This is a genomic window from Brevundimonas vesicularis, from assembly GCF_027886425.1.
GTDB lineage: Bacteria > Pseudomonadota > Alphaproteobacteria > Caulobacterales > Caulobacteraceae > Brevundimonas > Brevundimonas vesicularis_C.
In genome coordinates this window covers 161,556-187,261 of the sequence record NZ_CP115671.1, presented here as the reverse complement: position 1 = coordinate 187,261, position 25,706 = coordinate 161,556, and the positions used below count along the sequence as shown (strand labels likewise).

Genomic DNA, 25,706 nt, shown 5'->3' with positions numbered 1-25,706 from the left:
CGTCAACCGATCGCCGTGATCGGGCGTTAGGGGCGGATGATGATCCGCCTTTTCGCCTCGCTTCTTGCGACCCTGTTCGTCCTCGCCCCGGTCGCCGTCCAGGCCAAGGTGCAGTTACAGGCCGCTCCGGCGTTCAGCTCCAGCCGCATCATCGTCGAGACGCGCGGGCGGGGGCCGGACATCATCTTCATCCCCGGCCTGGGTTCGACCGGCTCGGCCTGGCGCTCGACGGCGGATCGGCTCGATAACCGCTACCGGGTGCATCTGGTCACCCTGCGCGGCTTCGGCGAGACCCAGATCGGCGACAATGTCAGCGGCGGTCTGGCCGGCCCTGCCGCCAGCGAGATCGAACGCTACATCCGCGAGCAGCGCATCGACCGGCCCGCCGTGATCGGCCATTCGCTGGGCGGCCAGATCGCCCTGCGCGTCGCCGCCGACATGGGCGACCGGATCGGGCGCGTCATGGTGGTCGATTCATCGCCCTTCTTCCCGTCGCTGATCGACGCCCGCACCACATCGGATCAGGTCGAGCCCCTGGCCCGGCTGGGCTATCAGGCCCTGCTCCTGTTCGGCGATCAGGCGCTGAAGTCCCAGGTCGCGGCCTTTGGCGTGGACATGGGTCTGGCCGGCGACATGGTGTTCGAGGGGCTGGGGCTTCAGGGCGGCGACCGGCGCGTCCTGGCCCAGGGTCTGTATGAAGCCTTAACCGTCGATCTGCGCCCCCGCCTTTCGGAGATCACCGCCCCGGTCACCGTCGTCTATGGCTGGACCCGCGATCCCGATGCGCCGCGCAACCGGCTGGAGGGGCTGTATCGCTACGGCTTCGAAGGCTTGCCACGCACGGCCCGGTTCGAGCGGATCGAAGGCGCCGAACATCAGGTGATGATGCAGCAGCCGCAGCGGTTCTTGGCGGCGGTGCAGCGGTTCCTGAGCTGACGCTCAATCCTTCAGCGCATCCACGACCAGCCCCTCGGTCAACAGCTGCGGCAGGATTTCCGGCTCGGCCCGGCCCGGTCGATACAGCAGATACAGCGGCACGCCCGAACGCCCATGCGCCTGAAGCTCGCGGGTGATGGCGTCGTCGCGCCGGGTCCAGTCGCCGACCAGATAGGCGGCGTTCGCCTCGCGCATCGCCTTGGCGACACGGGGCGAAGACAGGGCCGCGCGTTCGTTGATCTTGCACGTCACGCACCAGTCGGCGGTCAGATTGACCAGCACGGGGCGTCCCGACGCGGTCGCTGCATTCACCGCCGCCGCCGACCAGGGCTGGGCCGCCAGCGGGCCGCTGTCGCCTTGCGGCGCGGCGTCCGCACTCCGCGCCGCACCCGCCGCAACGCCTGCCAGGCCCAGCGCCAGAACGCCGACGACGATCGCGCAGATCGTGGTCAGGATCGGCCGTTCATCACGCTGGCGCGCCGCTTGCGCCAGACCCGTCAACCAGGCCGCCAGGGCCAGCAGCAGCGCCGCCGTCAGCAGCAGGCCCATGGCCTCGACGCCGCCCTGTCGCGTGAACACCCACAGCAGCCACAGCGCCGCCCCGTACATGGGAAAGGCCAGCACACCCTTCAGCCGCTCCATCCAGACGCCCGGTCGCGGCAGGCGCGCCAGCAGGCCGGGCGACAGGCTGATCGCCAGATAGGGTAGGGCCAGACCCAGCCCCAGCATCAAGAACACGGCTAGCGCCATCGGCCAGGACAGGACCAGGGCCGCCCCGAGCGCTGCGGCCATGAAGGGCGCGGTGCAGGGCGCCGCAACGACCACGGCCAGAACGCCGGTGAAGAAGGCGCCCGCCGAGCCGGGCAGGCGCGACAGGGGGCCGGACCCCGCGTTCTGCAATCCGGCGCCCACATGGAAAACGCCCGACAGGTTCAGCCCAACCAGCAGCATGACCAGGGCCAGAGCCGCGACCACGCCCGGCGACTGAAGCTGGAACCCCCAGCCGATCGCCTGACCCGCCGCCCTCAGCGCCAGCAGGACGCCGGCCAGAACCAGGAAGCTGAGCAGCACCCCGGCGGTGAAGGCCAGGCCGTCGCGCCGCGCCCGCGCCGGATCATGCGCCGCCGCCGACAGCGACGCCGCCTTCATCGCCAGAACCGGGAAGACGCACGGCATCAGGTTCAGCACCAGCCCGCCCAACAGCGCCAGACCCAGCGCCTGAAGGAAGACCAGAGCGCCGGTCTTCGCCGGCGTGGGCGTGGTCTCGTCCAGCGGCTTCAGCGCCGCGCCGCCTTGGGCGCCCGCCAGAGGCGCGCCCGGCTCCGCCGTGATCTCCCACGCGCCCTTGTCGGTCGCCAGGACGCCGGTCAGCGCCGTCTGCGTGGCATCCTTGCCGGCCCTCAGCGTCAGTGTCAGGCCGTTCGGACCCCGCTGGCCCGACTGGGCCGCCGCATGGTCGATCCGCCCGCCGTCGAAAGGATAGAAGTAGACTCGGACGATGTCGGCCCCCGCCTGGTCACCAGATAGGGGCCCGCCGGTCGCTGTCAGGATCAGTTGGCCGCCCTGACGCGTGACGCGCGCCTCGATACCGGCCGGGCGCGGCGCGGTTTCGACCAGCCGCTCGATCTCCTCGCCCCAGGGTTTGGCCAAGGGCGCTGCGCCCTCGCGCACCGGCAGGGCCAGTGACAAGGTCATCGGCTCGGGCACGCACATCTGATCGCTGCACACCAGGAACAGCACATCCGTCGTCAGGGTCAGCACTTCGCCAGGCCGCGCCGTCGGCGGCACATGGATCGGCACGGGCAAGAGCACCGCGCCCGAATAGCCATAGTTCATCAGACCCATCAGCCGCTGGCGGCTGGGCAGGGGCCACAGGATCGGATCGGCGGTCACCCCGGCGGGCAGGGTCCAGATCAGGCTGGTCGCACCGCCGCTGTCGCCGGGATTGCGCCAATAGGTGTGCCAGCCGGGCGCGATCTTCTGGCGCACCGCCACCACGGTCGTCGAACCGGGCGCGACCCATTGCGACATCGGGACCAGTTCGGCCTCGATCCGCTCGGTCCGCTGCGGTCCGAACGCGACGACGCCCGTGGGTTGGCTCTGCACCGGCTGGGCGACGGTCGCCGAAACGCCCGTCAAACTAAACAGAAGGCCGAGGAGAAGAGCGAAGAGGCGCAAACGCGTGTTCCGGCAGGCGAGGGGAGCGCCGCAACCTAATGCGTCACGCGTCCCCGCGCCATCGCTGCGCCCGCTCCCGCGTCGATCAGCGCGGATAGGCCTCGTAGATCACTTCCGCACGGCGCCGCAGCGGTTCGTCATTGCCGGCTGCGGTTGTGGCGCCCGCATCGCCTGCGGCGTTCAGCTCGAAGATCGGCGCGGGCATGCCCGCCTGGGTCAGCGCCGCGACCACCGTCTGCGCGCGCCGCTGCGACAGGTTCAGATTGGCTTCGGGCGTTCCCGTGGCGTCGGCCAGGCCAACCACGCGCACCTTGCGCACGTCGCAATCCTTGGCCTTCGTGGCCGCCGCCTTCAGCACCATCGCCGCCGGCTCGGTCAGCCGCGCCTGATTCTCCAGGAAATAGATATCGAAACGCCCCGGCGCGCACAGCGATTCGCCCACCACCAGCGCCTCGCGCTTGGGCATCGGCGCGCACGCCGCCAGCACACCCACGGCCGCCACAGCCAGACCCATCAATCGCTTCATCTCAGCCCTCCTCCGGCTCGGCCGGCCCATTACGCAAAAGAGGCGGCCCGTCGTCCGACAGGCCGCCTCTTTAACCTAGCGCCGGTCGCGGACCTTCGCGACCGGCATTTGATCACTGATCAATAACGGCGCTGACCGTTGTCCCAGTAGCACTCGTCCTGGCGATTATCGTAGCAGTAGTAGTAGCGGCCTTGATTGTCGCGGTAGCGCTGCTGGTTGTTGCGGTCCTGGTTGGAGCCGCGGATGGCGCCGGCCGTGCCGCCCAGGGCGCCGCCGATCAGGGCGCCGGTCGCAGCGTTGCCGCCGCCGACGTTGTTGCCGATGATGGCGCCAGCGACGGCGCCCAGGCCGGCGCCGATGGCGCCTTGGCGGACGGTTTCGTTCGAGCCGTTGTTATAGCCATATGGGTCGCTGGCGCAGGCCGAAGCCAGCAGGCCGGCGCCGGCAATCGCGATAATCGCCTTTTTCATGATGAATTCCTTTGTCCCTGGGTGTTGGCCCCTGTGGGCAGCAAACGTGTCCTCGCGGCATAGGTTCCGCGTCGGCAGACTGCATCCGCAACTATGGTGACGCTTGGGCGGAACGACGGCGCCTGCGGGGCGTTCGGCCGCCATGACCGATGTCGCCCACCCCCGCTCCGATGCCGACGACAAAACTGCGTTGACGCCCCATGCCCAGATCCGGCACGCTGTGATGCTGGTCAATCCGCTGTCCGGAAGCGTGGGGCCACGCGCCGCCGGCGAGGCCGAAGTCCTGTTGGGGCAGTATGATCTCAAGGCCGAGGTCGTGTCGTTTGAAGGGGGCAACTTCGACCAGATCATCGCCGACGCCTTCGCCGCCAAGCCGGACGTGATCTTCGTTCTGGCCGGCGACGGCACGGCGCGCTCGGTGGCGTCGAAGGCCAAGCCGGACGGTCCGATGATCGCGCCCCTGCCGGGCGGCACGATGAACATGCTGCCCAAGGCGCTTTATGGCACCGCCGACTGGAAGCTGGCGCTGAAGCGGGCGCTGGAGGAGGGCGAGCCTCAGGCCGTATCGGGCGGCGAGGTTCAGGGCGAATACTTCTATTGCGCCGCCATTCTGGGATCGCCGGCGCTGTGGGCCCCGGCGCGCGAGGCGATGCGGACCGGCAAGATCAAGCTGGCCTGGCAATATGGTCGTCGCGCCCTGAAACGCGCCTTCTCCGGCCGTCTGCGCTTCACCCTCGATGGCGGCGAGAAACGCCGCACCGAGGCTCTGGTGCTGATCAGCCCGATGATCTCCAAGGCGATGGAGGATCCCATCGGACTGGAGGCCGCCGCCATGGACCCCAGCGACACAACCCAGGCCTTCCGCCTGGCTGCGACAGCCTTGTTCAGCGATTGGCGCCAAGATCCGGCCGTCTCGACCCGTCCGGCGAAACGGATCGAGGTGCGCGCCCGCTCGAAAATTCCGGCCGTGATCGACGGCGAGCCGCTGCTGCTCAAGCCCGAGGCCGTGATCCGCTTCGTGCCCAAGGCCTTCAAGGCTCTGGCGCCCAAGCCACCCTCAGCCGAGGACAGCATCTAGTGGGACGCGTTCTTCAGTTCTCCGACGTCCATTTCGGCTGCGAGCACAAACGCGCCTGCGCCGCCGCTCTGGAATACGCCCACGCCACGCCGAACGATCTGGTGCTGATCACCGGCGACATTACCCAGAAGGGGTTCCCCGACGAGTTCACGGCCGCGGGCGAATGGATGCGGGCCATGCCAGAGCCACGCTTCGTCATCGTCGGCAATCATGACGTGCCCTATTGGGACGCCATTGCGCGGGTCTTCCATCCTTGGCGCGCGTTCGAGACGGCGACCGGCTTTCCGGCCCACGACGGGCAGTTCTGCAGCGATGCGGTTATGGTGCGCGGCGTCGTCACCGCGCGCGGCTGGCAGGCGCGGCCCAACTGGTCGAAGGGCGTCATCGATCTGGATCAGACGCGGCGTGCGGCCGAGGCCCTGCGTCAGGCGCCGATCGGCGCGCTGCGGATCCTGGCCTGCCACCATCCGCTGATCGAGATGGTCGGCACGCCGATGACCGGGGACGTCAAGCGCGGCGACGAGGCGGCCCTGATCTTCGCCGAGGCAGGCGTCGATCTGATCATGACCGGCCACGTCCATGTGCCGTTCGCCATGCCGATCCCGCTGGCGGATCGTTGCTCCTACGCCGTCGGATGCGGGACGCTGTCGCACCGCGAGCGCGGCGCGCCGCCCGGCTTCAACCAGATCGACTGGGACGCCAAGACCATCACCGTCACGGCCCTGGCCTGGGATGGATCGAGCTATCGCTCGCATCAGGTGTGGCGACTGCCGCGCCGTCAGGACACCCGCAAGGCCACCACCGCGCCCAGCCCGGTCGAGCCCGGCGCGCTGGAAAAGGCCGCAGTCTGAGCCTGTCTCCTCCCCATTTCATGGGGAGGTGGCTCGAAGCATAGCGGAGAGACGGAGGGGTTTCTTGCTGCATCGCAGCGCCGGTGTGACGTCAAGAGCCCCTCCACCCCGCTTCGCGCGGTCCCCCTCCCCACGCTGTGGGGAGGAGACTTTCTCGCCTACCGGAACGGCGGCTCGTCGAAGGCGCGTAGCTTGCGCGAGTGCAGCTTGGAGCCTTCGCTGCGCATCAGGTCGACCGCCTGGATGCCGATCTGCAGGTGTTCGGAGATCGAGCCTTCGTAGAAGCGGTTGGCCTGACCCGGCAGTTTGATCTCGCCGTGCAGCGGCTTGTCCGACACGCAAAGCAGCGTCCCGTAAGGGACGCGGAAGCGATAGCCCTGGGCCGCGATGGTGGCGCTTTCCATATCGATGGCGACGGCTCTGGACTGGTTGAAGCGCAGGGCCGACTTGGAATAGCGCAGCTCCCAGTTCCGGTCGTCGGTGGTGACGACGGTGCCGGTGCGCAGGCGCAGCTTGACCTCGTCGCCGGGCATGCCGCTGACCGACTTGGTGGCGTCGTACAGGGCGCGCTGCACCTCGGCGATCGAGGGGATTGGAATGTCGGGCGGCAGCACCGCGTCCAGAACGTGATCGTCGCGCAGATAGGCGTGGGCCAGCACATAGTCGCCGATGGTCTGGCTGGCGCGCAGGCCGCCGCAGTGACCGATCATCAGCCAGACGTGCGGACGGGTGACGGCCAAGTGATCCGTGATCGTCTTGGCGTTGGACGGGCCGACGCCGATGTTGACCAGGGTCACGCCCTTATGGCCCGGCGCGGTCAGGTGATAGGCCGGCATCTGGTGCTTCTTCCAGGCCGTGTCGCTGATCGCCGCTTCCGGGTTCGGCGTGTCCTTGGTGATGACCACGCCGCCGGCGCACGACAGGGTCTGATAGGGGCTGTCGGGCCGCCTCAGCTGTTCGATGGCCCAGCGCACGAACTCGTCGACATAGCGGTTGTAGTTGGTGAACAGCACATAGGACTGCACGTCGTCGACCGGCGTGCCGGTGTAGTGCCTTAGCCGCGCCAGCGAAAAGTCGGTGCGCAGGCCGTCGAAGTGCGACAGGGGAAAGTCGCCCGCCATGTCGAACAGGCCGTCGGCGATCTCGTCGCCGATGTGGGCCAGGTCCGTGGTCGGGAACCAGCGCGCCAGAGCCGCCGTCATCGACCGGTCCAGCGCGACCTCCAGTCCGTCGGTCACATAGGGAAACGGGATTTCCTGGCGCGACACCCCGACCTCGAAAGTCGCGTTATATTCCTGCTCCAGCAGGCCCAGCTGTTCGGTCAGATAGGGGCGGAAAAGGTCGGGCCGCGTGATCGTGGTCGAATAGCTGCCTTGTCTCGACAGCCGGGCGTAGGCGCGCGGCTCCAGGTCCTGGGGGCGATCCCCGTCCCAGCGGATGCGAAGTTCGGGATAGGCGAACACCCCTTCGGCGCGTTTGACCGGATCGGGCCGCGCGCCGGTATTGACGAAATCCCGCACGGCGTCGCGAAGGTTGGTCACGGATTGGGTGTAGAGGGTTTCGAGGCGGTCCAGCGCCGCCTGTGCTGTCATCTGTTCTGTCATGACTTCCTCTAGCGAAGCTTCGCGGCTTTGGCGAGGCGCCGCTCGTTCAAACCCGATTTCGCTGCATTGCAGCAATTTATGACGGGCGTGCGGTTGCGGATCGGGGCGTGACGGCGCATCTGGCCCGGATGTCTTCTTCCCTTGCGTCAGCGCCCGCCAAGAAGGAGCTCGGCTTCGTCGAGTTCGTCTGCCTCATAGCCCTGATGATGGCGCTGAATGCGCTGGCGATCGATTCCATGCTGCCGGCCCTGCCGCACATCGGCGCCGACCTGAACGTGGCGACCGACAACGACCGACAATGGGTGGTGACGGCCTATCTGCTGGGCTTCGGCGGGGCGCAGCTGTTCTACGGCCCATTGGCGGATCGGTTCGGGCGAAAGCCTGTCCTGCTGTTCGGCGTCGGCGTCTATGTGATGTTCAGCCTGCTGGCGACCCTGGCGCCCACCTTCGACACGCTGATCATGGCCCGCATCGGCCAGGGGCTGGGCAGCGCCTGCACCCGCGTGCTGGCCGTCTCCATCGTGCGCGATCGCTATGAGGGCCGCACCATGGCGCGGGTCATGTCGTTCAGCTTCCTGGTCTTCCTGGGCGTGCCGATCCTGGCGCCGTCGCTGGGTCAGATGATCATGCTGGTCGGGCCGTGGCGCTGGATCTTCGCCGGGCTGGGACTGATCGGGGTCGGCCTGATCGTCTGGGCGTCGTTGCGTCTGCCCGAGACGCTGAAACCCGAGGATCGCCTGCCGATCCAGGTCAAGCGTCTGACCGCAGCTTACAAGATCGCCCTGACCGACCGCACGGCCGTCGGCTACACCCTGGCCATGACGGCGATCACCGGGGCCCTGTTCGGCTTCATCAACTCGTCGCAGCAGATCTTCGCCGACGTCTTTCACGCCGAGGCGGCGTTCCCGGCCATCTTCGCCCTGATCGCGGGCGGCATCGCCGTGGCCTCGATCGTCAATGCGCGACTGGTGGTCAAGCTGGGCTCGCGCAGGATTTCGCACACCGCCCTGATCGGCTTCACCAGCATCGCGGCCATCCATGCGGTGGTGGCGATCAGCGGTCATGAATCGATCTGGACCTTTGCGGTGCTGCAGACCCTGACCATGTTCTGTTTCGGCCTGATCGCGGGCAATTTCGGATCGATGGCGATGGAGACGATGGGCAAGATCGCGGGCACCGCCGCCTCGATCCAGGGCTTCGTCTCCACCATCATCGGCTCGCTGCTGGGCTTTGCGGTGGGCCAACAGTTCAACGGCACGACCATTCCGATGTCGGTCGGCTTCACCGTCTTTGGTTTGATCGCCCTGGGTTGGGTGCTGTTCGCCGAGCGGGGACGGCTGTTCCGGGCCCATCACGCGCCGGTCGCCGCCAAGGCTTGATCTTTTTCGCGTTTCCGCGCGTTCTCCGGGCCAATCGTCAAGATCAGCCCAGGAAAACCTCGATGACGCGCAAAGCGCTCGGTCTCGTCTCCGCCCTCGCCCTGGCCGCCGCCATGGGTCTGAGCGCCTGCTCCACCACCACGGGAGGGTCGGCCATGACCCCGCCCGCCATCGCGCCGGCGCCCGGTCCCGAAGCGGTGGACGTCCACACCCACGCCCGGCCCGAGATCGCCCGCGTCGTCGATGTGGCCTTGGATCTGACCGCCGACTTCAACGCCAAGACCCTGGCGGGCACGGCGACCCTGGACATCCTGGCGATCCCGGGCGCCAACGAGATCGTGCTGGATATCCGCGATCTGGACATTCAGGACGTGCGCGACGCGGTGGGCCAGCCGCTGCGCTATGTCGTCGGCGACAACGACCCGATCCTGGGCCAGCCGCTGACGGTCTATTTCCCGGCCTTCGCCGCCAATGAGCGACGCAAGATCACCATCCGCTATTCCACCCGCCCGAACGCGGCGGCGCTGCAATGGTTGAACCCCAGCCAGACGGCCGGTGGACAGAAGCCCTATCTGTTCAGCCAGGGCCAGGCGATCCTGACCCGCACCTGGGTGCCGACTCAGGACAGCCCCGGCATCCGCCAGACCTATTCGGCCCGCATCACCGCGCCCGAAGACCTAACGGTGGTCATGAGCGCCGACCACCTGACGCCCAACGGCGAGCGGGCCGCAAACGGGATGAAGACCTGGCGATTCCGGATGGACAATCCGATCCCGCCCTATCTGATCGCGCTGGGCGTCGGCGACATCGCCTTTGCACCGTTCGACGGCCGCACCGGGGTCTGGACCGAGCCCAGCCGCCTGCGCGCCGCTCAGTGGGAACTGGAGCCGACCGCCCAGATGGTGACGGCGGCCGAGAAGCTGTACGGCCCCTATCGCTGGGGCCGCTACGACCTCTTGGTCCTGCCGCCCTCCTTCCCGTTCGGCGGGATGGAGAACCCGAAGCTGACCTTCGCCACCCCGACCATCATCGCCGGCGATCGCTCGCTGGTGTCGCTGGTCGCGCACGAACTGGCGCACTCCTGGTCGGGCAATCTGGTCACCAATGCGACCTGGAACGACTTCTGGCTGAACGAGGGCTTCACCGTCTATTTCGAGAACCGGATCATGGAGTCGGTCTATGGCCATGACCGCGCCATGCAGGAGCAGGTGCTGGGCTGGGATAGTCTTCAAGACACGCTGAAGTCCTTGCCGGCGGCGGACACCCGCCTGCACCTGGACCTGAAGGGCCGCGATCCCGACGACGGCATGAACGACATCGCCTACGAGAAGGGCGCCCTGTTCCTGCGGACCATCGAACGCACCGTCGGACGGGATCGGTTCGACGCCTGGCTGCGCGGCTATTTCGATCGCAACGCCTATCGCCCGATGACCACGGCCATGTTCCTGCAAGACATCCGCGACAACCTGATCAAGGGCGACGCGGCGCTGGAAAGTCAGCTGCAGATGGACGCTTGGGTCTATCAGCCCGGCCTGCCGTCCAACGCCGTGGCGCCGGTGTCCCATGCCTTCGAGCCGGTGGATGCGGCCGCCGTCGCCTTCTTCAAGGACAAGGGACCGGCCTCGGCCATTCCGTGGGCGGACTGGAACACTCAGCAGCGCCAGCGTTTCCTGGGCTGGCGTCCCGAGGGTCTGCGGACAGGCGCCGACTGGCTGACGAATGCGCAACTGGCCGATCTGGAGCGGACGCTGAACCTGGCGAACGAAGGCAACGCCGAACTGACCTTCGCCTGGCTGCAGATCGCCCTGGCCCATCGCTATCAGCCGTCGGTCGTCACGGCCGAAAAATTCCTGACCAGCCAGGGCCGTCGCAAGTTCGTCCTGCCGCTGTTCCAGACCCTGTGGAATGAGGGCGACTGGGGTCGCGGCAATGCGCGTCGCATCTACGCCGAGGCCCGGCCGCTCTATCACCCGGTCACCAGCGGTTCGGTCGATCAGCTGGTCGGACGGCAGTAAGGCTAGAGGTCCACGACCGCCACGCCGGTTTCCGCCGACAGCCGTTCCGCCAGGACGGCGCGGTGGCAGCCGGCGTGATCGGCCTCGAAGCACAGCAGGGCGACGGGTTTGTCGGCCGCCAGCGCCTTCAGTCTCTCGTACTCGATCTGCGCCTGGGGCTCGGCCAGGTGATCGGCGAAGATGGCGCGCATCTCGTCGACACGGCCCTTGCGCGCCGCGTCACGTCCGGCCTTGGGCGTACCCAGCCCGCGCAGGTGGACATAGTCGATCCCTTCAGCCTTCAGGCTCTCGCCCAGGATCGTTTTGGAAAAGCCGGCGCGACGGGATGCGGCGACCGCGCGGACATCGACCAGGGTTTGCACGCCGGCCGTCTTCAGCCGCGCGATGACGTCGGCCTGGGTCGCGCCCTCGTAGCCAATGGTGAAAAGCTTCATCTGCCTCAGATGGGCGGCCGCGCGTCGAACACCAGCGTGACCGTGAAGGCCCGCGTTGCGGTGCGGCGCCCTATCGTCTATCCCGCCGAAACGGATTTCGACTGGAGCTTTCCCCATGGCTGACCTCGCCCCCGGCGTCGTGACCCTCTTCGGAGGTTCGGGCTTTATCGGGTCGCAGGCGGTGCGCGCCCTGGCGCGTCGCGGCTGGCGCATTCGCGTCGCCGTGCGCAACCCGGTCCTGGCGATCGAAATCCAGCCGCTGGGCGATCCCGGCCAGATTCAGTTCATGCGCTGCGACATCACCAACCCGGCGGATGTGGCGCAGGCCGTGCGCGGCGCGGATGCCGTCGTCAATCTGGTCGGCGTGCTGCATGACGCAGGCGGCAAGCGCGGCTTCGACGCCGTCCACACCGAGGCGGCCAAGACCATCGCCGAGGCCGCCAAGGCGGCGGGCGTTGAGCGCCTGGTCCAGATCTCGGCCATCGGCGCCGACGCCGCCAGCCCTTCGGCCTATGGTCGCACCAAGGCCCAGGCCGAGGCGGCCGTTCGCGACGTCTATCCGGACGCGGTGATCCTGCGTCCGTCGCTGGTGTTCGGCGCGGGCGACAGCTTCCTCAATCGCTTCGCCGCCATGGCGACGATGGCGCCGGCCCTGCCGCTGATCGGCGGCGGCGAAACCCGGTTCCAGCCGGTCTATGTCGGCGATGTCGCCGAGGCCATCGCGCGCGGCGTGACCCGCGCGGACGCCGGCGGCCGCACCTATGAACTGGGCGGGCCGAGCCTCTATACCTTCCGCGAGGTGCTGGAGTTGGTGCGTCGTGAGACGGGCCGTGACCGGATGCTGGTTTCGGTGCCCTTCATCGTCGCCAAGCCCCTGGGTTCGCTGCTGCAACTGAGCCGGTTCGTCGGCCTGACCCCGCCGCTGACGCGCGATCAGGTGCTGATGCTGGAGAAGGACAATGTGGTCGCCGCCGATGCGTTCGGCCTCAGCGATCTGGGCATCGACCATCCGGCCGGCATGGCGGCGATCGCCCCGTCCTATCTGTGGCGCTACCGCGTCGGCGGCCAGTTCGCCGAAGCGCCCGCCCACTAAACCCTCCCCCTATGACGCCGCCGCCGGTCGCTTTCGCGGCCGGCGGCGTCTTCTGTTCGGGAACAAAGAGTGCACAGCTTAAGGATGCCGGCCACGCGCCCCCAGTTTTCCTCGACCGATATGCCTGACCTGAACGACGCGCGGGCGTTGTTGGCGCGCGTCTGGGGGCACGCGGATTTCCGGGGGCTGCAGGGGCAGGTGGTCGAGCAGATCCTGTCGGGCGGTGATGTGCTGGCGGTCCTGCCGACCGGCGGCGGCAAGAGCGTCTGCTATCAGATCCCGGCCATCCTGCGCCCCGGGCTGGGGCTGGTGGTGTCGCCGCTGATCGCCCTGATGACCGATCAGGTCGAGGCGTTGAAGCAGCAGGGCGTCGCGGCGGCGCGGCTGGATTCCGGCGTGTCGCTGGACGAGCGTTCGGCCATCTGGGCGGCCGCGCGTTCGGGGGAACTGGACCTGCTCTACGTCTCGCCCGAAGGCCTGGCGGCGGGCGCCATGATGGATCGGCTGGCGGAACTGCCGCTCAGCCTGATCGCCATCGACGAGGCGCACTGCGTTTCGCAATGGGGCCACGACTTCCGCCCCGATTATCGAAACCTGGGTCTGCTGGCCGAGCGGTTTCCCGATGTGCCGCGCATCGCGGTGACGGCGACCGCCGACGCCCGCACGCGCGACGACATTCTGCGCTCGCTGCGGCTGGAAGAGGCGACGGTCTTCGTCGACAGTTTCGCGCGTCCGAACCTGCAACTATCGGCCGAGCGCAAGGAGAGCGCGTCTCGGGCCAAGACCGATGCGCGGGTCATCGAACTCGTGCGCGAACGGCGGGGCAAGTCGGGCGTCGTCTATTGCGGCAGCCGCGACGGTTGCGACCGCGTGGCCCAGGCGCTGCGCGACGCCGGGACCAACGCCATCGCCTATCACGCCGGCATGGACACGAAGGAGCGCGACCGCCGGCTGGAACGCTTCCTGGCCGAAGAGGGCGCCGTCATGGTCGCGACCATCGCCTTCGGCATGGGCGTCGACAAGGCCGACGTCCGCTTCGTCATCCACGCCGATCCGCCGGGCAGCCTGGAGGCCTATTGGCAGGAGATCGGCCGGGGCGGGCGCGACGGCGAGCCGGCCGAGGGCATCACCCTGTATGGCCCGTCCGACATCGCCTGGTCCTTGCGTCGGCTGGACAGCCGCTCGATGGCCGAGGAGGTCAAATCTGTTCAGGTGCGGAAAACGCGTCAGCTGTTCGCCATGCTGGACGGCGCCGTCTGTCGGGCCCAGGCCGTGCGGCGATACTTCGGCGAGCATGACGCCCAGCCTTGCGGCGTTTGCGACATCTGCGGCGATCCGCCCCAGCTCTATGATGCGACCGTCCCGGCCCAGAAGGCGTTGGCGGCGGTGCAGCGGCTGGGCGGCCGGTTCGGGCGCAATCGCGTCGTCGATCACCTGACCGCCCGCACCAGGGACGTGCAGTCGTGGGAGCAGCAACTGTCCACCTGGGGCATCGGGCGCGAGATTTCGCTGAACAGCTGGCGCGAGATCGTCGATCACCTGCTGTTCGAAGGTCTGCTGGCCGAGGACCCCAATGATGGCAAGCCGCTGGTCGGGCTGGGCGATGCCGAGGCGGTGCGCGCCGTCTATCGCGGCGAGCGCCAGATCGAGGTGCGTCGCGCGCCTCTGAGGGCCGATACGGCCCCGCGCCGTCGTGACCGATCGGGCGAAGGGCGCAACGCCGCGCTGGAGACGATGGACGCCGATGTGCGCGCCCGGTTCGAGGCCTTGCGCGCCTGGCGCCGCGACCGCGCCTCGGAACAGCACGTCCCGCCCTATGTCATTTTCCAGGACCGGACGCTGCTGGAGATCGCCCACGCCGAGCCGGGCGACCTGAACAGTCTGGGCGCCATTTCCGGCGTCGGTCAGTCCAAGCTGGATCGCTACGGCAAGGGCGTACTGGAGGCGTTGGCCTCCCTCTAGAAGGCGTCAGACTTCCGGCTTGGGCGGGGCGGTGATGACTTCGACGTTGTCGTTCAGCAGATAGGACAGTTCCGACAGGGCTGTGGCGCGTTCGGCCGGGTTGGCGGCGGCCTGAACGGCTTGAACCTTCTTGGGCATGTCCTCGGAAATGCCGCGCAGGATGCATTTCAGATCGCCGTCGATGCCGCGTTCCTTCAGGATCAGGTGGCCCTGCATGTCCAGGGCGGCCAACTGTTCCGCCTGGGCCTTGAAGCCGGTGAAGGCCTGGCTGGTGAAGAAGGCGGCGTCGTCGGCGGCCTTGGCGGCGGCCCAGCCGTCGACCACGGCCTTCAGGCTGGCCGAGCGCGAGATGATGTCGGCGAACAGCGGCTCGCCCGCCACCGAGACCGGCGCACCGGGCGCGGCGGCCGGCTGTTCGGCGGCTAGGGCGACGGACGGATTGGACATCGCCAGGGCGATCGTGAGAGCAAGGCCGCAGGACATGGAGGTGACTTCCTGTTTCAGCGTCCGCTGGGACGTTGAACCTGAATACGCCCCAGCCGTAAACGAGTGTTTACCCTGTCATTCCCGATGGAGACGACGATGACCCGCGACGCCGCCTGGACCGCCTTCGACCAAGCCGCCGCCGAGGCCGCCTCCGCGCGGATCGTGGACCAGTTCGCCGCCGATCCCGACCGGCTGGCGCGGATGTCGGTCGAGGCGGCGGGGCTCTATCTGGACCTGTCGAAACAGAGCTGGACCAAGGCCGCCTTCGACGCCTGTCTGGACCTGGCGCGCGCCAGCGACGTCGAGGGACGTCGCGCGGCCCTGTTCGCCGGCGAGGCCGTCAATCTGACCGAGGGCCGGGCGGTCCTGCACCCGGCTCTTCGCGCCGCGCCGGGCGCTGACTTCAAGGCCCTGGGCGAGCCGGTCTCGGCCGAGGTGGACGCCGTGCGGGCGGACATGAAGGCCTATGCCGATGCCGTGCGGTCGGGCGCCGAGGCGGGCGCAAAGGGCAAGACGTTCGAGGCGATCGTTCATGTCGGCATCGGCGGGTCGGACCTGGGGCCGCGCGTGGTCTGGGACGCGCTGCGCCCGCTGGACCCGGCCATCGACCTGCGCTTCGTCGCCAACATTGATCCGCGCGACATGGCCGAGGCGCTGACCGGCCTGGATCCCGAGACCACACTGGTGGTGGTCGTGTCCAAGACCTTCACGACGCAGGAAACCCTGGCCAACGCCGAGGCGGCTAAGGCCTGGCTGGCGGCGTCGCTGCCGGCCGAGGGGATGACGAAACACTTCATCGGGGTGACGGCGGCGCCGGAGAAGGCGGCGGCCTTCGGCTGCGGTCGGACCTTCGGCTTCCGGGACTGGGTCGGTGGGCGATATTCGCTGTGGTCGGCGGTCAGCCTGTCGTGCGGCATCGCCCTGGGCTGGGACGTGTTCGAAGGGATGCTGGCGGGCGCCGCCGCGATGGACGAGCATTTCGTGTCGGCGCCGCTGCAGCGGAACGCGCCGGTCCTGCTGGCCCTGGCCCAGGTGTTCAACGTCGACGGTCTTGACCGGCCCGCCCGCACCGTCGCCCCCTACGCCCACGCCCTGCGGCGCCTGCCGTCCTTCCTGCAACAGCTGGAAATGGAGTCGAACGGCAAGCGGGTGCACCGTGACGGCACGCCGGTGACGCGCCAGACCTGCCCCGTCGTCTTCGGCGAGCCGGGCACCAACGGCCAACACGCCTTCTTCCAGCAGATCCACCAAGGGCCGCAGACCGTCCCGGCCGAGTTCGTCATCGTGGCCAAGACTCATGAGGACGCGCCGGAGTCACCCCCAGAAGCGCCTTTGTGGTCGAATGCGCTCGCTCAGGGCCAGGCCCTGATGCTGGGCAAGACGACCGAGGCCGCTAAGGCCGAAGGGTTGGCGCAAGGATTGTCGGAGGAGGAGGCGACGCGCCTGGCGTCACACCGCACCTTCACCGGCAACCGTCCGTCGACAGCCATCGTCATGGAGCGGCTGACGCCCGAAGCCCTGGGCGCCTTGCTGGCCTTGTATGAGCACAAAACCTTCGTCGAGGGCGTAATCTGGGACATCAACAGTTTCGACCAATGGGGCGTCGAACTGGGCAAGGTGCTGGCCAAGGCGATCCTGAAGGACGTGGACGCGGGCGGCGCCTCGGCGGACCTGGATCCATCCACGGCGGCCCTGATGCGCCGCCTGATGGGCTGACGCGAAAAGGGCCCGTCCCTGCCAGACGGGCCCTTCCAGTCATCTAAACTGTCAAACGCTTACCAGCGGCGGTCGTAGCGGTAGTCGCGATTGTTGCGATAGTCGCGGCGGTCATAGCGCGAGTCGTAACGGCGGCCGTCGTAGCGGTAGTCGTAGCCCGAGCGGCTGCGGTCGATGCCGTGCTCGCGCTCCCAATGGCCTTGGTTACGGTAGCATTGGCCGCCGCGGTAGTATTCGCAGCCCGAGCCGCGGTTGGAGGCCACCGCGCCCAGCGCCGCGCCGGCAAGCGCACCGCCCGCGATGTAGCTGCCATCGCCGTTGCCATAGATGGCGCCGGCCAGGCCGCCGACAGCGGCGCCGATCAGGGCGTTGCGGCCGGTGTTGTCGCGATCGCGCGATTGGGCGGAAGCCGGAGCGGCCATCAGGCTCAGGGCCACGACGGGGGCGGCGGCGACCGCAGTGATCTTCAGCAGCTTGGACATTTTTGGTCTCCTTGTTTGCTTGCCGATCTGCGTTTCCGGGCGGGAAGGCATCCAGCGTTGAAGCCGTTCTATCGCTTCCAGTTTGAACGACCCCGGAGGTCGGCATTCATTTTTGGTTCATTTGTCACAGAGAATTCGCGCGGCGATCCACCGCCGCCGCTTGACGATGACCCTGCCTCTGCCTAACTCCCGCTCGCGTTAGCACTCTCGCCGGTCGGCTGCCAAAACGGCGATCGCGAGAGCGCCGCACACCGTTTCAAAAACGCCCCGATCCGGGGGTTTTACAGGGAGAAGTCCGATGGCGTTCCGTCCGCTCGGCGACCGCGTGCTGGTCAAGCGCGTTGAAGAAGAATCCAAGACCAAGGGTGGCATCATCATCCCCGACACCGCCAAGGAAAAGCCGCAGGAAGGCGAAATCGTCTCCGTCGGCCCTGGCGCCCGTGACGATCAAGGCAAGGTCAATGCTCTTGAGCTGAAGGCCGGCGACCGCATCCTGTTCGGCAAGTGGTCGGGTACGGAAGTGAAGATCGACGGCGAAGACCTGATCATCATGAAGGAATCCGACGTCCTGGGCGTGCTGTCCTAAGCACCCGACGTCCGACGTTCCTTAATTAATCCATATAGATAGGAGCTGCCCGCATGGCCGCTAAAATCGTACACTTCAACACCGACGCGCGCGACAAGATGCTGCGCGGCGTCAACGTGCTCGCCAACGCCGTCAAGGTGACGCTGGGTCCCAAGGGCCGCAACGTCGTGATCCAGAAGTCCTTCGGCGCCCCGCGCTCGACCAAGGACGGCGTGTCGGTCGCCAAAGAGATCGAGCTGGAAGACGCCTTCGAGAACATGGGCGCCCAGATGATCCGCGAAGTCGCTTCGAAAACGAACGACAAGGCGGGCGACGGCACCACCACCGCAACCGTTCTGGCTCAAGCCATCGTGCAAGAGGGCCTGAAGGCCGTCGCCGCCGGCATGAACCCGATGGATCTGAAGCGCGGCATCGACAAGGCCGTCGGCCTGGTGTTGGAAGAGATCAAGTCGAACTCCAAGCCCGTTTCGAACAACTCGGAAATCGCCCAGGTCGGCACCATCTCGGCCAACGGCGACTCGGAAATCGGTGAGCTTATCGCTCAGGCGATGGCCAAGGTCGGCAACGAAGGCGTCATCACTGTCGAGGAAGCCAAGACCGCCGACACCACCGTCGACGTCGTCGAAGGCATGCAGTTCGACCGCGGCTACCTGTCGCCTTACTTCATCACCAACGCCGACAAGATGGAGGCCCAACTCGAAGAGCCGCTCATCCTGCTGTTCGAGAAGAAGCTGACCTCGCTGCAAGCCATGCTGCCGATCCTGGAAGCCGTGGTGCAGTCGGGCCGTCCGCTGCTGATCATCGCCGAGGACATCGAAGGCGAAGCCCTGGCGACCCTGGTCGTCAACAAGCTGCGTGGCGGCCTGCGCGTCGCCGCCGTCAAGGCTCCGGGCTTCGGCGATCGCCGCAAGGCCATGCTGGAAGACATCGCCATCCTGACGGGCGGCCAGGTCATCTCGGAAGACCTGGGTATCAAGCTTGAGAGCGTCACTATCGACATGCTCGGCAAGGCCAAGAAGGTCACCATCACCAAGGACGACACCACCATCGTCGAAGGCGTCGGCGGCAAGGACGAGATCGAAGCCCGCGTGGCCCAGATCAAGCGCCAGATCGAAGACACCACCTCCGACTACGACAAGGAAAAGCTGCAGGAACGTCTGGCCAAGCTGGCCGGCGGCGTCGCGGTTCTCCGCGTCGGCGGTTCGACCGAAGTCGAAGTGAAGGAAAAGAAGGACCGCGTCGACGACGCCCTGAACGCCACGCGCGCCGCGGCTGACGAAGGCATCGTTCCGGGCGGCGGCATCGCCCTGCTGAAGGCCTCCAAGATACTGGCCGACGTGAAGGGCGACAACGCCGACCAGAACGCCGGCATCGCGATCATCCGTCGCGCCCTGCAGGCTCCGATCCGTCAGATCGCCGAAAACTCGGGCGTCGAAGGCTCGATCGTGGTCGGCAAGGTGCTGGAAAACGGCGACGCTTCGTTCGGCTTCAACGCCCAGACCGAAGAGTACGGCGACCTGGTGCAGATGGGCGTCATCGACCCTGCCAAGGTTGTCCGCACGGCCCTGCAAGACGCCGCTTCGGTGGCCGGCATCCTGATCACGACGGAAGCCGCCGTCGCCGACGCCCCCAAGAAGTCGGGCGGCGCCTCGGCCCCCGACATGGGCGGCATGGGCGGCATGGGCGGCATGGACTTCTAAGTCCAAGCTGACCGACGCTGAAATGCAGAAGGGCGGGACCGCAAGGTCCCGCCCTTTTTGTTTGCCTATCCTCTCTGCGAAGCGGGGAGGGGGACCGCTGAGCGGTGGAGGGGCTGTTGAAGGCCCACCGATGTCGGAGGTGCGGCGCCAGCCCCTCCGTCACGACGCCAAGAGGCGTCGCGCCACCTCCCCACGAGGTGGGGAGGAGACAGCGTTCTAGAACTCCGAAATCGCGCCCGGCTTACGGGACCGCGTCTTCAGCCACATGACGCCCAGAAGGTCCGAGACCGACGCCCGCAGGCGGCCCCAGTTGGTGTATTTCGAGCGGCCGACCTCGCGGTGGCGGTGGTCCACGTCGAGATACTGGTTCTTGAACCCCTCGCGGATCATCAGCGCCGGCAGGTAGCGGTGGATGTGATCGAAGTAGGGCAGGCGCAGGAAGACGTCGCGGCGGAAAGCCTTCAGCCCGCAGCCGGTGTCGTCGGCGTCGTCACCCAGCAGTTTGCGGCGGATGCGGTTGGCCCAGATCGAGGCCTGGCGTTTGGCCTCGGTGTCCTGACGCTTGGCGCGACGGCCGCCGACCAGGCCCACGTCGCCGGGGGCGGCCAGAAGCGCATCGACCAGGCGGGGCGCATCGGCCGGCGGGTTCTGGCCGTCGCCGTCCATCGTCACCACGACCGGCGCGCGCGCGGCCAAGACGCCGGTTCGAACCGCCCGGCTCTGGCCCGCATTGGTCCCGTGGGCCAGCAGGCGGAGCGCTGGCAGTTCGGCCATGGCCGCCTTCAACTCGGCCAAGGTCGCGTCCCTGGACGCATCGTCCACGAAGATCATCTCGTACGAACGGCCGGCGAAGGCGGCGGCGATCTCGCGCGCCAGGGGCACGGCGGCGCCCGCCTCGTCATGGACGGGAACGACGACGGAGATTTCGGGCGTTTCGGGGTTCATCGGCGCTCCATAGAGGATAACGACAGCTTAGGGGAGACGGCTGACGACGGCGTAGTCGCCGTGTAAGGAGTCTGGAATGAAGACTTTCGATCTGGATGGCCGCATCGCCGGCTGGCGCGGGCCGGTTCTCGCGGCCCTGCTGACGCTGATCGCCGGCCTGCCGGGCCTGCTGCTGCTGCCGCCGCTGGATCGCGACGAAAGCCGGTTCGCCCAGGCCACGTCCCAGATGCTGGAAAGCGGTGACTACGTGGACATCCGCTATCAGGACGAGCCGCGCTGGAAGAAGCCGGTCGGCATCTACTGGATGCAGGCGATCGCCGTGGGCCTGACCTCGGATGTCGAGGACCGCCAAATCGCGCCCTATCGCATCCCGTCCCTGCTGGGCGCCATGCTGGCGGCCTGGGCCGTGGCCTGGGCCGGCTCGGCCATGCTGGGCAGTCGGGTCGGCTTCTTCGGCGGGGCCATCATGGGGGCGAACTTCCTGCTGTCGACCGAGGCCGGGATCGCCAAGACCGACGCCATGCTGTGCGGCGCGACGACCCTGGCCATGGCGGCGCTGGCGCGCATCTATATGGCGACGAAGGCGGGCAAACGACCGATCCGGCTGCACAAGCTGTTGTTCTGGATCGGGATCGGTCTGTCGATCCTGATCAAGGGACCGATCGGGTTTCTGGTCGTGGCCCTGGCGATCATCGCCCTGTCGATCTGGGATCGGAACGTCAAATGGCTTTATCGCCTGGGCTGGGGTTGGGGCCTGCCGCTGGTCGCCCTGATGGTCGGGCCGTGGGCCATCGCCATCACTATCGCCACCGACGGCGGCTTCTGGCGCGAGGCCATCGGCGGGGACCTGGCGCCCAAGATCGCCGGCGCGCACGAAAGCCATTCGGGCTTCCCCGGCATGTACGTGCTGCTGGCGCCCTTGCTGTTCTTCCCTTCGACCCTGTTGTTGCCCACCGCCGTCTCGACGGGCTGGAGCCGGCGCGCCGAGCCGGCGATCCGGTTCCTGGTCTGCTGGCTGGTCCCAGGCTGGCTGATGTTCGAACTGGCGCCGACCAAGCTCTGGCACTACACCCTGCCGACCTTTGGGGCGCTGGCCCTGCTGGCGGCCGCGGCCCTGGCCCAGCCCATCGGCAAGGTCTCGCGCATCACCGGCGCGGCGCTGGGCGCGTTCGCAGCCCTGCTGATCATCGGCATCACCGTCTATGGGCTGACGGTCTATGGCACCTCAACGGCCCAGACCTGGGCGGCGCTGACGGTGGTCATGGCGCTGGCGGCGGGGGCGATGGGCGGCTTCCTTCTGCTGAACCGCGCGCCGGTCGCAGCGCTGGTGGCCTCGCTGGCCTTCGGGATCGTGGCGCACGCGGCTCTGTCGGGCACGATCCGCCAACTGCGGCCCCTGGCCATCGCGCCCCAGCTTGAAAAGGCGCTGGAGGCGGCCGATCTGCACCCGCGTCAGGGCCGCACGCCGGGGCCGGTGGCGATCACCGGCTTCCATGAACCCAGCTTCGTCTTCCTGACCGGGCGCGACACCGACCTGACCGACGCCCAGGGCGCGGCTGAGGCCCTGGCCGAAGGGCGGCCCGCCATCGTCGAAGGACGCGACGCAGACGCCTTCCGTGCAGCTGCGGCGCGTCTGGGCGTGTCCGGTAGCGCGGTCGGGATGGTCAACGGCTACAACTATTCGGCGGGCGATCCGGTCAGCCTGACCGTCTATGCGCCGCCGCCCCGAAACGGGAATGGGAACGGTAACGCCGCAGCGGGAGCCGAGTGATGGGCCGCTTTATCCAGATCGTGGAAGTCGGGCCGCGCGATGGCCTGCAGAACGAAAAGGCGGTGCTTGAGCCTGCGGTTCGCGCCGATCTGGTGCGACGGCTCGAGCAGGCGGGGGCGAAACGGATCGAGGCCGTCTCCTTCGTCCATCCCAAATATGTGCCGCAGATGGCGGGCGCCGAAGAGGTCATGACCGCCCTGCCGCACGAGGCGGGGCGCAGCCGCATCGGCCTCGTGTTGAACGGCAAGGGCTATGACCGGGCGCTGGCGACCGGGGTGGACGAGGTCAATGTCTCGGTCGCCGCCACCGAGGGCTTCGGGCTGAAGAACCAGGGCCTGGCGGTTAAGGATCAACTGGCCATGTTGGGCGAGATCGTCGCCCGCCGGCACAACGCCGAAGCCAGCGAGGGCGCGCCGTCGTTGTCGGCCATGGTCTCCTGCGTCTGGGGCTGTCCGTTCGATGGCGAGGTGTCCGTCGACCAGGTCGCGGACATGGTTGGCGCCATCGCCGAGATGGGCGTCGGCGAGATCGGGCTGGCCGACACCATCGGCGCGGGCGATCCCTGGGCGGTGACGAAAAAGGTCGAGGCGGCCAGGGCGGCCGCGCCTGACGCGACCCTGCGCCTGCACTTCCACGACACCCGCAACACCGGCCTGGCCAACGCCTATGCCGGCGTCGAGGCGGGGATCGACGTGCTGGACGCGTCTGTCGGCGGCATTGGCGGCTGTCCGTTCGCGCCCGGCGCTACGGGAAACATCGCCACCGAGGACCTGGTCTATATGCTGGCGAGGGGCGGGTTCGAGACCAGCTATGACCTGGACGCCCTGATCGCGACGGCGCGCTGGATAGGCGAGGCCATCGGCCGGCCGGCGCCGTCGGCGCTCAGCCGGGCCGGCGGATTTCCCAAGCGCTGAACCCTTGTGGCGGCGTTTCGCAAACGGCGCTAAATCAGGGTGAACAGGCGTAGCCGTTGGACCGGCTGCGAAGAGGACCGTCCATGCTGCTCGCCATTCCGCTGCTGCTGATCCCGGTGGTGCTCTACAATATCGTGGTGCTGTTCGGCGCGCCGAGCGGGGCGGGGATGGTGCAGGCGGACGTGCTGCTGCGCGATCCGCTGTTTTCCGTCACCATGACCTCGGGCGCGCAATGGTCGATCGGATCGGGCGACCTGATCCTGTTTCTGGGCCTGATCCTGCTGTTCTTCGAGCTGGTGAAGTCCACCTCCAGCCAGCGGATCGCCATCATCAACCACGCCCTGTCGATGATCCTGTTCATCGGCGTGCTGGTGGAGTTCCTGCTGCTGCCCGGGTTCGCGACCTCGACCTTCTTCCTGATCGTGATCATGATCCTGCTGGACGTGCTGGCCGGGTTCATCGTGACCATCATCGCGTCGCGCAAGGACTTCGATTTCGGCGGGGCGTGACTGCCAAGCGCGAACTGGGCCTCAAGTCGCGCGAAGCGCGGTAGGCCCTAAGAAACACGCGTTCAAGCAGCGCGAAGCGCGGTAGCGCTCACGAAAATGCCGTGAAGATCAGGGCGACGACGGCCACGTCGAAGGCTTTGGCGGCGAGGGCGAAGACGGCGGGCATGAGCGGGTCCGGCTGAGAGCGTTCTGCCCCGCACCCAGCAAACCCCGTGCCGCCCGAGCGGCGTCAGCTCAGATGTCGGTCTTGGCGGTCTTGCCCGTTTTCGGACGACGCTCGGCCGCGCCGGAATATTCGGCTCCGAGGTAGGCGGAGCGGGCCGCGTCCAGCACCGGCGGGCCGCCGCGCAGGCCGCGCTTCTGCCCGCTCTGGCCCATTTGCTGGGCGACGAAGGCGGCGGCGCCGGGCTCGGGCGTCGGCAGGACGGCAGCTCTTGCCGGGGTTGGTTGCGGCTCGACGATCTCAGGCGCATCGACGGGAACCAGGGCGCGCGAGGCGGATCGGGCGCGCCGCTCGCGCTCGCGGCGTTCGCCTTCGCGGCGATCCACGCGGTCCGGTCCGCCGACGGCCTGGATCCGGTCGGTCATTTGCCCTTGCCGCCCGCCAGTTTCTCGATCTGACGGCGCATCTCGTCCATCTGGCGACGCATCTCGTCCAGGGCGTCAGGCGCCTCGGGCGGCGGGGCCGGTTCAGCCTTTTCGTCCGACGCGGCGGGCGTCGGCTCGGCGCGGGGATAGGTGAAGGCCGGGAACATCTGCATGGCGCGCTCGAACATCGCCATATTGGCGCGCGCGGCGTCCTCCATCAGGGTCGCACCCGCGCCGGTTCCAAAGGCGCGGCCCATCTGACTGGCGAACTGTTCCTGCTGGCGACCGAAGTTGGCCAACGACATCTCCAGATAGGAGGGCAGGACGCCCTGCATCTGACCGCCGTAGAAGCCGATCAGCTGGCGCAGGAACTGAACCGGCAGCAAGGCCTCGCCCCGGCTCTCTTCCTCGAAGATGATCTGGGTCAGGATCTGGCGGGTCAGGTCGTCGTTGGTCTTGGCGTCATAGACGACGAATTCCGTCCCCTCGCGCACCATGGTCGCCAGGTCTTCCAGCGTCACATAGGCGCTGGTCCGCGTGTTGTAGAGCCTGCGGTTCGCATACTTCTTGATGACGACCTGAGCGCTGTCGCCGGTCTTTCCACCCTTGGTCTTTTCGTCAGCCACGCTTGTTCTCGCGATGTTGCAACGCGTCACTATCCTCCGTTGCGACGCGATGCGCCAGAGGGGGCGAAACAGCCGGAAACGGACGGTCGATCAGTGGCTCATCGCCGGGGCCAGCACGACGCCGACCAGCACCGCCGTCCAATGCACGGTCGCCCCGATGACGACGAAGCCGTGCCAGATGGCGCGGCGGAATTTTACGCGCGGGCTGATGAAGACGAAGACCCCGGCGGTGTAGATCAGGCCGCCGATGACCAGCAGGGCCAGAGCGATCGGATGCACCGTCTCGACCATCGGCTTCAGGGCCGCGACCGCCAGCCAGCCGAAGACGACGTAGACGCCGCTCCAGAACTTGTCCGAGATGCGCGGCGCGAACAGCTTCACCCCGGCGCCCAGGAAGGCCAGGGTCCAGATCAGGGTGGTGAAGCCGACGGCCCACAGACCCTCGAACCGCTGGGTGGTGAAGGGGGTGTAGCTGCCGGCTATCATCAGAAAGATCGCCGCCTCGTCCAGGCGCCGCAGCACCGGCCGCGCGGCGCAGGGGTTGGTCCAGTTGTAGATGGTCGAGGCTGTCAGCATGCCGACGAGGCACAGAGCGTAGATGGCGGTCGCCATCACGCCGCCGATCCCCGCATAGACCCCGGCCAGACCCGCCAGAATGATGCCGCCGACCGCCGCCAGCATCAGGCCGACGACGTGGACCCACAGATCCGCCAGCTTTTCCGCGCGCGTCGGATAGTGCTCGATCATGTCCAGCTCGTCCGGCGTGCAGACGTGGGTGACAAGACGTTTCAGCGTGCGCAGCATGGACCTTCCAATCCGTCGATCGCCTCTATCGTTCCCCGACAATGCGCCAACAG

Annotated in this window: 24 protein-coding genes; 13 read left to right on the top strand and 11 right to left on the bottom strand. The window is 67.7% G+C overall.

Annotated features, from left to right (window positions below; genetic code table 11):
• The first annotated feature begins 39 nt into the window (after positions 1-39).
• The gene (locus tag PFY01_RS00920; protein ID WP_271042059.1) at positions 40-936 is read left to right on the top strand and encodes an alpha/beta fold hydrolase; all 897 of its coding nucleotides are present in this window, start codon (positions 40-42) and stop codon (positions 934-936) included.
• 3 nt (positions 937-939) lie between these two features.
• On the opposite strand, the gene PFY01_RS00915 is transcribed toward PFY01_RS00920, so the two are convergent.
• From PFY01_RS00915 to PFY01_RS00905, 3 genes are all read right to left on the bottom strand, one after another.
• Positions 940-3,114 (bottom strand): protein-disulfide reductase DsbD family protein, encoded by a 2,175-nt coding sequence (locus PFY01_RS00915; protein ID WP_271042058.1) that lies wholly within the window; start codon positions 3,112-3,114, stop codon positions 940-942.
• 85 nt (positions 3,115-3,199) lie between these two features.
• Positions 3,200-3,640, bottom strand: a complete 441-nt coding sequence (locus PFY01_RS00910) for an OmpA family protein (protein ID WP_271042057.1) — start codon at positions 3,638-3,640, stop codon at positions 3,200-3,202.
• A gap of 119 nt (positions 3,641-3,759) precedes the next feature.
• The gene (locus tag PFY01_RS00905) at positions 3,760-4,110 is read right to left on the bottom strand and encodes a glycine zipper domain-containing protein (protein WP_055754593.1); all 351 of its coding nucleotides are present in this window, start codon (positions 4,108-4,110) and stop codon (positions 3,760-3,762) included.
• Between the two features lie 142 nt (positions 4,111-4,252).
• Here PFY01_RS00905 and PFY01_RS00900 point away from each other — a divergent pair, with 142 nt between their 5' ends.
• Both PFY01_RS00900 and PFY01_RS00895 read left to right on the top strand, forming a co-directional pair.
• On the top strand, positions 4,253-5,188 hold the full coding sequence (locus PFY01_RS00900; protein WP_271042056.1) for a diacylglycerol/lipid kinase family protein: 936 nt from the start codon (positions 4,253-4,255) through the stop codon (positions 5,186-5,188).
• Positions 5,188-6,039 (top strand): metallophosphoesterase family protein, encoded by an 852-nt coding sequence (locus PFY01_RS00895; protein ID WP_271042055.1) that lies wholly within the window; start codon positions 5,188-5,190, stop codon positions 6,037-6,039. Before PFY01_RS00900 ends, PFY01_RS00895 begins: the two co-directional genes overlap by 1 nt.
• Positions 6,040-6,197: 158 nt before the next feature.
• Here the strand turns inward: PFY01_RS00895 and PFY01_RS00890 are convergent, their stop codons facing one another.
• On the bottom strand, positions 6,198-7,643 hold the full coding sequence (locus PFY01_RS00890; protein WP_271042054.1) for an AMP nucleosidase: 1,446 nt from the start codon (positions 7,641-7,643) through the stop codon (positions 6,198-6,200).
• A gap of 128 nt (positions 7,644-7,771) precedes the next feature.
• Between PFY01_RS00890 and PFY01_RS00885 the strand changes: the two genes are divergently transcribed.
• Both PFY01_RS00885 and PFY01_RS00880 read left to right on the top strand, forming a co-directional pair.
• Positions 7,772-9,022, top strand: a complete 1,251-nt coding sequence (locus tag PFY01_RS00885) for a multidrug effflux MFS transporter (RefSeq protein WP_271043005.1) — start codon at positions 7,772-7,774, stop codon at positions 9,020-9,022.
• Between the two features lie 62 nt (positions 9,023-9,084).
• Entirely contained in the window at positions 9,085-11,037 is a 1,953-nt protein-coding gene (locus PFY01_RS00880) for a M1 family metallopeptidase (protein WP_271042053.1), read from the top strand.
• A gap of 2 nt (positions 11,038-11,039) precedes the next feature.
• Here the strand turns inward: PFY01_RS00880 and PFY01_RS00875 are convergent, their stop codons facing one another.
• Positions 11,040-11,471: a DUF488 family protein gene (locus PFY01_RS00875; protein ID WP_055808816.1), complete on the bottom strand. Its 432-nt coding sequence runs from the start codon at positions 11,469-11,471 to the stop codon at positions 11,040-11,042.
• 115 nt (positions 11,472-11,586) lie between these two features.
• On the opposite strand from PFY01_RS00875, the gene PFY01_RS00870 reads away from it, so the two are divergent.
• Entirely contained in the window at positions 11,587-12,564 is a 978-nt protein-coding gene (locus PFY01_RS00870; RefSeq protein ID WP_271042052.1) for a complex I NDUFA9 subunit family protein, read from the top strand.
• A gap of 120 nt (positions 12,565-12,684) precedes the next feature.
• Entirely contained in the window at positions 12,685-14,526 is a 1,842-nt protein-coding gene (recQ, locus tag PFY01_RS00865) for a DNA helicase RecQ (protein WP_271042051.1), read from the top strand.
• 6 nt (positions 14,527-14,532) lie between these two features.
• Here the strand turns inward: recQ and PFY01_RS00860 are convergent, their stop codons facing one another.
• Complete coding sequence (locus PFY01_RS00860; RefSeq protein ID WP_271042050.1) at positions 14,533-15,009, bottom strand: hypothetical protein; 477 nt, start codon at positions 15,007-15,009, stop codon at positions 14,533-14,535.
• Positions 15,010-15,108: 99 nt separating this feature from the next.
• Here PFY01_RS00860 and pgi point away from each other — a divergent pair, with 99 nt between their 5' ends.
• Positions 15,109-16,728, top strand: a complete 1,620-nt coding sequence (pgi, locus tag PFY01_RS00855; protein ID WP_271042049.1) for a glucose-6-phosphate isomerase — start codon at positions 15,109-15,111, stop codon at positions 16,726-16,728.
• 59 nt (positions 16,729-16,787) lie between these two features.
• Here the strand turns inward: pgi and PFY01_RS00850 are convergent, their stop codons facing one another.
• Positions 16,788-17,210 carry a hypothetical protein gene (locus tag PFY01_RS00850; RefSeq protein ID WP_055809009.1) on the bottom strand — a complete coding sequence of 141 codons (423 nt, stop codon included), beginning with the start codon at positions 17,208-17,210 and terminating at the stop codon, positions 16,788-16,790.
• A gap of 298 nt (positions 17,211-17,508) precedes the next feature.
• Here PFY01_RS00850 and groES point away from each other — a divergent pair, with 298 nt between their 5' ends.
• Together groES and groL are read left to right on the top strand one after the other, a co-directional pair.
• Complete coding sequence (gene groES / locus PFY01_RS00845; protein WP_271042048.1) at positions 17,509-17,796, top strand: co-chaperone GroES; 288 nt, start codon at positions 17,509-17,511, stop codon at positions 17,794-17,796.
• Between the two features lie 53 nt (positions 17,797-17,849).
• Positions 17,850-19,496, top strand: a complete 1,647-nt coding sequence (groL, locus tag PFY01_RS00840) for a chaperonin GroEL (protein ID WP_055754584.1) — start codon at positions 17,850-17,852, stop codon at positions 19,494-19,496.
• 216 nt (positions 19,497-19,712) lie between these two features.
• Here the strand turns inward: groL and PFY01_RS00835 are convergent, their stop codons facing one another.
• Positions 19,713-20,441, bottom strand: coding sequence for a glycosyltransferase family 2 protein (locus PFY01_RS00835; protein ID WP_271042047.1), 729 nt, complete (start codon positions 20,439-20,441; stop codon positions 19,713-19,715).
• Positions 20,442-20,517: 76 nt separating this feature from the next.
• Here PFY01_RS00835 and PFY01_RS00830 point away from each other — a divergent pair, with 76 nt between their 5' ends.
• The 3 genes from PFY01_RS00830 to PFY01_RS00820 all read left to right on the top strand — a co-directional run bounded on the left by PFY01_RS00830 (position 20,518) and on the right by PFY01_RS00820 (position 23,635).
• The gene (locus tag PFY01_RS00830) at positions 20,518-22,212 is read left to right on the top strand and encodes an ArnT family glycosyltransferase (protein ID WP_271042046.1); all 1,695 of its coding nucleotides are present in this window, start codon (positions 20,518-20,520) and stop codon (positions 22,210-22,212) included.
• Positions 22,212-23,126 (top strand): hydroxymethylglutaryl-CoA lyase, encoded by a 915-nt coding sequence (locus PFY01_RS00825; RefSeq protein ID WP_271042045.1) that lies wholly within the window; start codon positions 22,212-22,214, stop codon positions 23,124-23,126. Before PFY01_RS00830 ends, PFY01_RS00825 begins: the two co-directional genes overlap by 1 nt.
• An 83-nt stretch (positions 23,127-23,209) precedes the next feature.
• Positions 23,210-23,635 (top strand): hypothetical protein, encoded by a 426-nt coding sequence (locus PFY01_RS00820; protein WP_271042044.1) that lies wholly within the window; start codon positions 23,210-23,212, stop codon positions 23,633-23,635.
• Between the two features lie 234 nt (positions 23,636-23,869).
• Here the strand turns inward: PFY01_RS00820 and PFY01_RS00815 are convergent, their stop codons facing one another.
• The 3 genes from PFY01_RS00815 to trhA all read right to left on the bottom strand — a co-directional run bounded on the left by PFY01_RS00815 (position 23,870) and on the right by trhA (position 25,653).
• Entirely contained in the window at positions 23,870-24,223 is a 354-nt protein-coding gene (locus PFY01_RS00815; RefSeq protein WP_055808834.1) for a hypothetical protein, read from the bottom strand.
• Complete coding sequence (gene phaR, locus PFY01_RS00810; RefSeq protein ID WP_271042043.1) at positions 24,220-24,849, bottom strand: polyhydroxyalkanoate synthesis repressor PhaR; 630 nt, start codon at positions 24,847-24,849, stop codon at positions 24,220-24,222. Before phaR ends, PFY01_RS00815 begins: the two co-directional genes overlap by 4 nt.
• Positions 24,850-24,939: 90 nt before the next feature.
• Complete coding sequence (trhA, locus tag PFY01_RS00805) at positions 24,940-25,653, bottom strand: PAQR family membrane homeostasis protein TrhA (protein WP_271042042.1); 714 nt, start codon at positions 25,651-25,653, stop codon at positions 24,940-24,942.
• Between the last annotated feature and the right edge of the window lie 53 nt (positions 25,654-25,706).

Coding starts and splice junctions, on each gene's coding strand:
- PFY01_RS00825 (WP_271042045.1), top strand. CDS start 22,212: ATGGGCCGCTTTATCCAGATCGTGGAAGTCGGGCCGCGCGATGGCCTG.
- groES (WP_271042048.1), top strand. CDS start 17,509: ATGGCGTTCCGTCCGCTCGGCGACCGCGTGCTGGTCAAGCGCGTTGAA.
- PFY01_RS00905 (WP_055754593.1), bottom strand. CDS start 4,110: ATGAAAAAGGCGATTATCGCGATTGCCGGCGCCGGCCTGCTGGCTTCG.
- PFY01_RS00815 (WP_055808834.1), bottom strand. CDS start 24,223: ATGACCGACCGGATCCAGGCCGTCGGCGGACCGGACCGCGTGGATCGC.
- PFY01_RS00860 (WP_271042050.1), bottom strand. CDS start 15,009: ATGTCCTGCGGCCTTGCTCTCACGATCGCCCTGGCGATGTCCAATCCG.
- groL (WP_055754584.1), top strand. CDS start 17,850: ATGGCCGCTAAAATCGTACACTTCAACACCGACGCGCGCGACAAGATG.
- PFY01_RS00910 (WP_271042057.1), bottom strand. CDS start 3,640: ATGAAGCGATTGATGGGTCTGGCTGTGGCGGCCGTGGGTGTGCTGGCG.
- PFY01_RS00900 (WP_271042056.1), top strand. CDS start 4,253: ATGACCGATGTCGCCCACCCCCGCTCCGATGCCGACGACAAAACTGCG.
- recQ (WP_271042051.1), top strand. CDS start 12,685: ATGCCTGACCTGAACGACGCGCGGGCGTTGTTGGCGCGCGTCTGGGGG.
- PFY01_RS00875 (WP_055808816.1), bottom strand. CDS start 11,471: ATGAAGCTTTTCACCATTGGCTACGAGGGCGCGACCCAGGCCGACGTC.
- trhA (WP_271042042.1), bottom strand. CDS start 25,653: ATGCTGCGCACGCTGAAACGTCTTGTCACCCACGTCTGCACGCCGGAC.
- PFY01_RS00850 (WP_055809009.1), bottom strand. CDS start 17,210: ATGTCCAAGCTGCTGAAGATCACTGCGGTCGCCGCCGCCCCCGTCGTG.
- PFY01_RS00870 (WP_271042052.1), top strand. CDS start 11,587: ATGGCTGACCTCGCCCCCGGCGTCGTGACCCTCTTCGGAGGTTCGGGC.
- PFY01_RS00885 (WP_271043005.1), top strand. CDS start 7,772: ATGTCTTCTTCCCTTGCGTCAGCGCCCGCCAAGAAGGAGCTCGGCTTC.
- PFY01_RS00890 (WP_271042054.1), bottom strand. CDS start 7,643: ATGACAGAACAGATGACAGCACAGGCGGCGCTGGACCGCCTCGAAACC.
- PFY01_RS00920 (WP_271042059.1), top strand. CDS start 40: ATGATCCGCCTTTTCGCCTCGCTTCTTGCGACCCTGTTCGTCCTCGCC.
- PFY01_RS00835 (WP_271042047.1), bottom strand. CDS start 20,441: ATGAACCCCGAAACGCCCGAAATCTCCGTCGTCGTTCCCGTCCATGAC.
- pgi (WP_271042049.1), top strand. CDS start 15,109: ATGACCCGCGACGCCGCCTGGACCGCCTTCGACCAAGCCGCCGCCGAG.
- PFY01_RS00880 (WP_271042053.1), top strand. CDS start 9,085: ATGACGCGCAAAGCGCTCGGTCTCGTCTCCGCCCTCGCCCTGGCCGCC.
- PFY01_RS00820 (WP_271042044.1), top strand. CDS start 23,210: ATGCTGCTCGCCATTCCGCTGCTGCTGATCCCGGTGGTGCTCTACAAT.
- PFY01_RS00830 (WP_271042046.1), top strand. CDS start 20,518: ATGAAGACTTTCGATCTGGATGGCCGCATCGCCGGCTGGCGCGGGCCG.